Consider the following 359-nt stretch of genomic DNA (forward strand, 5'->3'; position numbering starts at 1 on the left):
AACCTATATAGGTAATCTAAAAATCTATTTTAATTACCTCACAGAAGAAAACCACAGAGAAAAGAACGATATAAAAGACCTGAATATAAAAGGAGTAAAACGTCATATTATACACAACATTTTAGAGTTCGAGGAACTGGAAGATTTATATTATAGTTATCCAATCAATAAAGGCAAGGAAATAGCAAGAAAGCGAAATAAAATCATCATTGGACTGCTCGTTTATCAAGGTTTAAATACAAGGGATTTACAATTATTGGAAGTGGAAAACATACAGCTTTACAAAGGTAAAATCACAGTTCCAGGAACAAGAAAAAGTAACACAAGGGATATTGAACTCAAACCGTTCCAACTCATGG

General features: G+C 31.8%; 1 protein-coding gene. It reads left to right on the top strand.

Annotated features, from left to right (window positions below; genetic code table 11):
• Window positions 1–359 (top strand): hypothetical protein (locus A8C32_RS20740; protein ID WP_205635401.1); only part of this gene is annotated, 359 nt, incomplete at both ends.

This window comes from Flavivirga aquatica (assembly GCF_001747085.1).
GTDB classification, from domain to species: domain Bacteria; phylum Bacteroidota; class Bacteroidia; order Flavobacteriales; family Flavobacteriaceae; genus Algibacter_C; species Algibacter_C aquatica.